Below are 3,862 nucleotides of genomic sequence, written 5' to 3' on the forward strand. Positions count from 1 at the left end.
TGCCGAACAAGCTCTTCGACTTCGTCCAGGCCCGGCTCGCCGTCGCGGTGGGTCCCAGCCCGGAGATGGCCCGGGTGGTGACCGAGCACCGGCTCGGCGTCGTCGCCGAGGACTTCACGGTCGACGCCTGCGCGGCGTCGGTGGCCCGGCTGTCCCGGGCGGACGTCGCCGGGTTCAAGGCGAGCACGGACGCCGCCAGCCGCGACCTCAGCTTCGCCGCCGAGGCCACTGTGGCCGAGGGCATCCTCGACCGCCTCCTCGGGTAGGTACCGGGTGCCGCGTCCCGCGCCCTGTCGAGCCTCTTAACGCTCGACCGGAGCGCACCGTAGGTTCGTGCCCACCTCGGAGAAAAGGGTTTCCAATGGCGCAGGCCGCTTCGTCCACCCGCCGGCGCACCTCCGGTCGGCTCGGGCCCGCCTTCGTCACCGCGGCGCTCGTGTTCGGCCCCGGAAGCATCACGACGGCGTCGTCGATGGGTGCGCAGTTCGCCTACCAGCTCGTGTGGGTGCCGGTGGTGGCCACCGTCCTCATGCTGTGCTTCGTGAACCTCTCGGTGCGGATCGGCCTGTCCACCGACCGTGGCCCGATCGCCACCGTCTCGCACCGCATGGGGCGCGCCGTCGGCGTCCTCGTCGGGGTCGGCGCCTTCCTCGTGACCGCCTCCTTCCAGGCGGGCAACTCGGTGGCCACCGGGGCGGCGAGCGACGTCCTCTTCGGCGGCGACACCGCGCTGTTCGCCGCGCTCTTCACGGCGTTGGCCATCGGCTTCCTCTGGCTGCCGCGGTTCTACCGCAACCTCGAGCGCACGATGATCGGCATCATCCTCGCGATGCTCGTCATCTTCGTCGTCACCGCGGCGGTCGCCCGGCCCGACCTCGGCTCCTTCGTCAGCGGACTCCTCCCCTCCATCCCCACCGGCTCGACGGCGCTCGTCGTCGGCGCCGTGGCCACGACGTTCTCCGTCGTGGGCGCCTTCTACCAGATCCAGCTCGTGCGGGAGAAGGGCTGGACCGAGGCCGACTTCAAGACAGCGCGCCGGGACGCCGCTCTGGGCTCGGTCATCCTCGGCTCGCTCTCCGCCGTCATCATGGTGGCCGCAGCCGCCGTGCTGAACCCGGCCGGCGCGAGCGTCGCGTCCCCCGCCGACATGGCAGTGATCCTCGAGCCGACGCTCGGGCGCTGGGCCACCGTGCTGTTCGCACTGGGTCTGTGGGCCGCGGCGTTCTCCTCCCTCCTCGGCAACAGCACGATCGGCGGGTCGATGCTCGCCGGGGCGTTCGGGGTCGAGCAGGGCGGGCTGAGCTCGACCAAGGTCAAGGGCCTCATCACGCTCGTCATGGTGCTCGGCGGGGTGGTCGCCGTCACCTTCGGGGGCATCCCGGTCCAGCTCATCCTCACCGCCCAGGCAGTGACGATCCTCCTCGTCCCGCTCATCGGCGCGGTCCTGGTCGCCCTGGCCCGGCACACCGACCGGGGCGCCCTGCGGATCGGTGGGCCCCAGCTCGTCCTCGCCGTCGTCGGCGTCCTGTTCCTCCTCGTCCTCGCCGTCAGCTACGTCATCCGCCTGACGTCCTGAGGCCGCGTCGACGGGCCCGGATCCGCGCCGCGCTGCTCGGCGCGGTGGCCGTCCCTACCCGCGCCCGAAGAGCCACGGCGTCTCCACACGGAGGCGCTGCTCGAAGAAGGGGGCGAGGGTCTTCATGTACGTCGCCGTCACATGGCTCCCGTCGCGGTAGACGATGACGTTGCCGATGATCGCGGGGCAGTGCTCCGGCTCGCACACGAGGTCGGTCATGTCGACGAACGTCACGTTGGGGGGCATGTCCCCCGCGGGCGGGTAGCTGTCGAGCAGGACGTCGGACCGGGCGACGCCGCAGGTGACCGGGTCGTAGCCGACCCGGGCGAGGCAGTCCGGCACCCGCTCCGGGAGGCGGACGGTGTCGCGGATGGCGACGACGGGGATCTCCTCGTCGGCGAGCTGATGCCACAGGTCGACGAACCCCTCGGGCGTCCGCTCCTGCCCACCGCGGGTCGTCGACCCGAGGCTGAAGACGGCGTCGGGGTCGAGGTCGACGATGACGTCGAAGGCGCTCTCGTTCCACCGGTAGCAGCTGCTGTTCACCCGGGCACCGCGGGAGTCGTCCCGGTCGGCGGTGAGCTGGCAGCCGTCCTTGTCGACGACGATGAGCTCCCAGTTCGCGCTCTCGGCGACGGCGGCCATGGCGGGCCACCACTGCTGCACGTGGGAGCCGCCGGCCATGACGACGCGGGGGCCGTTGCGCCCCTCGGGGTCGTCGCAGACGAGGACCTCGTCGTACTCCGGGCTGTCGGCCAGGTCCTGGATGCAGCCCCAGCCGTAGACCTCGGGCAGGTCCTTGGCGACGGCCGCGAGCAGGGGGACGACGTCGGCCGGGTCCACCGCCCGGTCTGCGGCGCGCGGGACGTCCTCGCCGATGAGGACGGCGGCACCCGGCTGCTCGCTCGAGCGCTGGATGCTCGCCGCGATCGCGCGCTCCTGGTTGACGTGCAGCCAGGCCGCGGAGGACCCCGAGGCCACGCCGGCCGCGACCAGCGTGGACGCGACGACGACGAACCTGCGGTGCCCGGCGAGGCGGGTCAGTCGGACGTCGATGGTGCCGTCGACGAGCCGCGTCGTCACCCACGCGAGCGCGACGGAGACCGCGAGGACGACGAGCGCCCCCCGGTAGCCGACCGCCGCGCGCTCGCGCACCGCGAGGTAGAACACGAGCACCGGCCAGTGCCACAGGTACAGGGCGTAGGAGATGTCGGCGACGAACGTCAGCGGCTTGGCCACGAGCAGCCGGTGGGGGCCGAACCGGAGCGGCTCGGAGCCGGCGGCCAGGAGGAGGACGAGACCGCCCACCGGCCACAGCGACGCGACACCCGGGAACTGGCTCGCCTCGAGGACGAGGCCGCAGCAGACGATGAGCGCCAGGCCGGCCCACGCGAACACGGTGCGCAGCCACGCCGGCAGGCGCAGGTGCGGCAGCGCCAGCGCGACGAGCCCGCCCAGGGTGAGCTCCCAGAGGCGGGCCCCCGTGTGGTAGTACGCCACCTCCTGGTGGTGACCGGTGAACCAGACGGAGAACGCGAACGACACCGCCGTCACCCCACCGGTCACGACGGCGAGCGACCGCACCGGGGAGACACGCAGCCGCAGCGCGAGAGCGACGGCGGCCATGACGACGAACGGCCACAGCAGGTGGAACTGTCCCTGGACGGACAGCGACCAGATGTGCTGCAGCGGGCTCGAGCTGGGCCCTGCGGCGTCGTAGTCGAGCTGGGAGGCGATGAGCTCCCAGTTCTCGACGTACAGCGCCGAGGCGGCGAGCTCGCGCGCGACCGGGAGCCACCGGGTGCTCGGCAGCCAGGCGACCGTCGCGACCGCGACCGCGACGAGCGTGATGAGGACGGGCGGCACCAGCCGTTGCCCGACCCGGCCGAAGTGCTGGCGCAGCGGCACCCGTCCGTGTCCCTCGACGGCTCGGCGGAGCAGGGACTGGGTGAAGAGGAACCCGGTGATCGCGAGGAAGACGTCGATGCCACCGGAGATGCGCCCGTTGCCGAAGAGGTGGAAGAGGACGACGAGGAGGAGGGCGAGCCCGCGGATGCCGTGGAGCTCGGGCCGGTAGCTGCGTGGAGGCAGCACGACGCGCGGACCCCTCGCGTGGCGCGGCGTCTCCCTCCGCGTCGTCCTGGACGGCACGGCCGGAATACTACAAGTGAAGATCTCCGGCCTGGCCGGTCGTGGGCAAGGTCACCCGGGCTCGCCCGTCAGGGTTCGCGGAGGCCGGCCAGCGCCGCCTGCTCGGCGAAGTCGGGCACCTGGGCGACGACCTCC

The 3,862-nt window shown here is 72.4% G+C and carries 2 protein-coding genes and 1 pseudogene; 2 read left to right on the forward strand and 1 reads right to left on the reverse strand.

Annotation, left to right across the window (positions count from 1 at the left end):
• Both Q0195_RS02330 and Q0195_RS02335 read left to right on the forward strand, forming a co-directional pair.
• Positions 1-266, forward strand: a pseudogene (locus Q0195_RS02330) (hypothetical protein); the annotation flags it as partial.
• A gap of 95 nt (positions 267-361) precedes the next feature.
• Entirely contained in the window at positions 362-1,576 is a 1,215-nt protein-coding gene (locus Q0195_RS02335) for an Nramp family divalent metal transporter (protein WP_299274011.1), read from the forward strand.
• A gap of 54 nt (positions 1,577-1,630) precedes the next feature.
• Here the strand turns inward: Q0195_RS02335 and Q0195_RS02340 are convergent, their stop codons facing one another.
• Positions 1,631-3,670: an acyltransferase family protein gene (locus Q0195_RS02340; protein ID WP_299274013.1), complete on the reverse strand. Its 2,040-nt coding sequence runs from the start codon at positions 3,668-3,670 to the stop codon at positions 1,631-1,633.
• Between the last annotated feature and the right edge of the window lie 192 nt (positions 3,671-3,862).

This window comes from uncultured Georgenia sp. (assembly GCF_937958535.1).
GTDB lineage: Bacteria > Actinomycetota > Actinomycetes > Actinomycetales > Actinomycetaceae > Oceanitalea.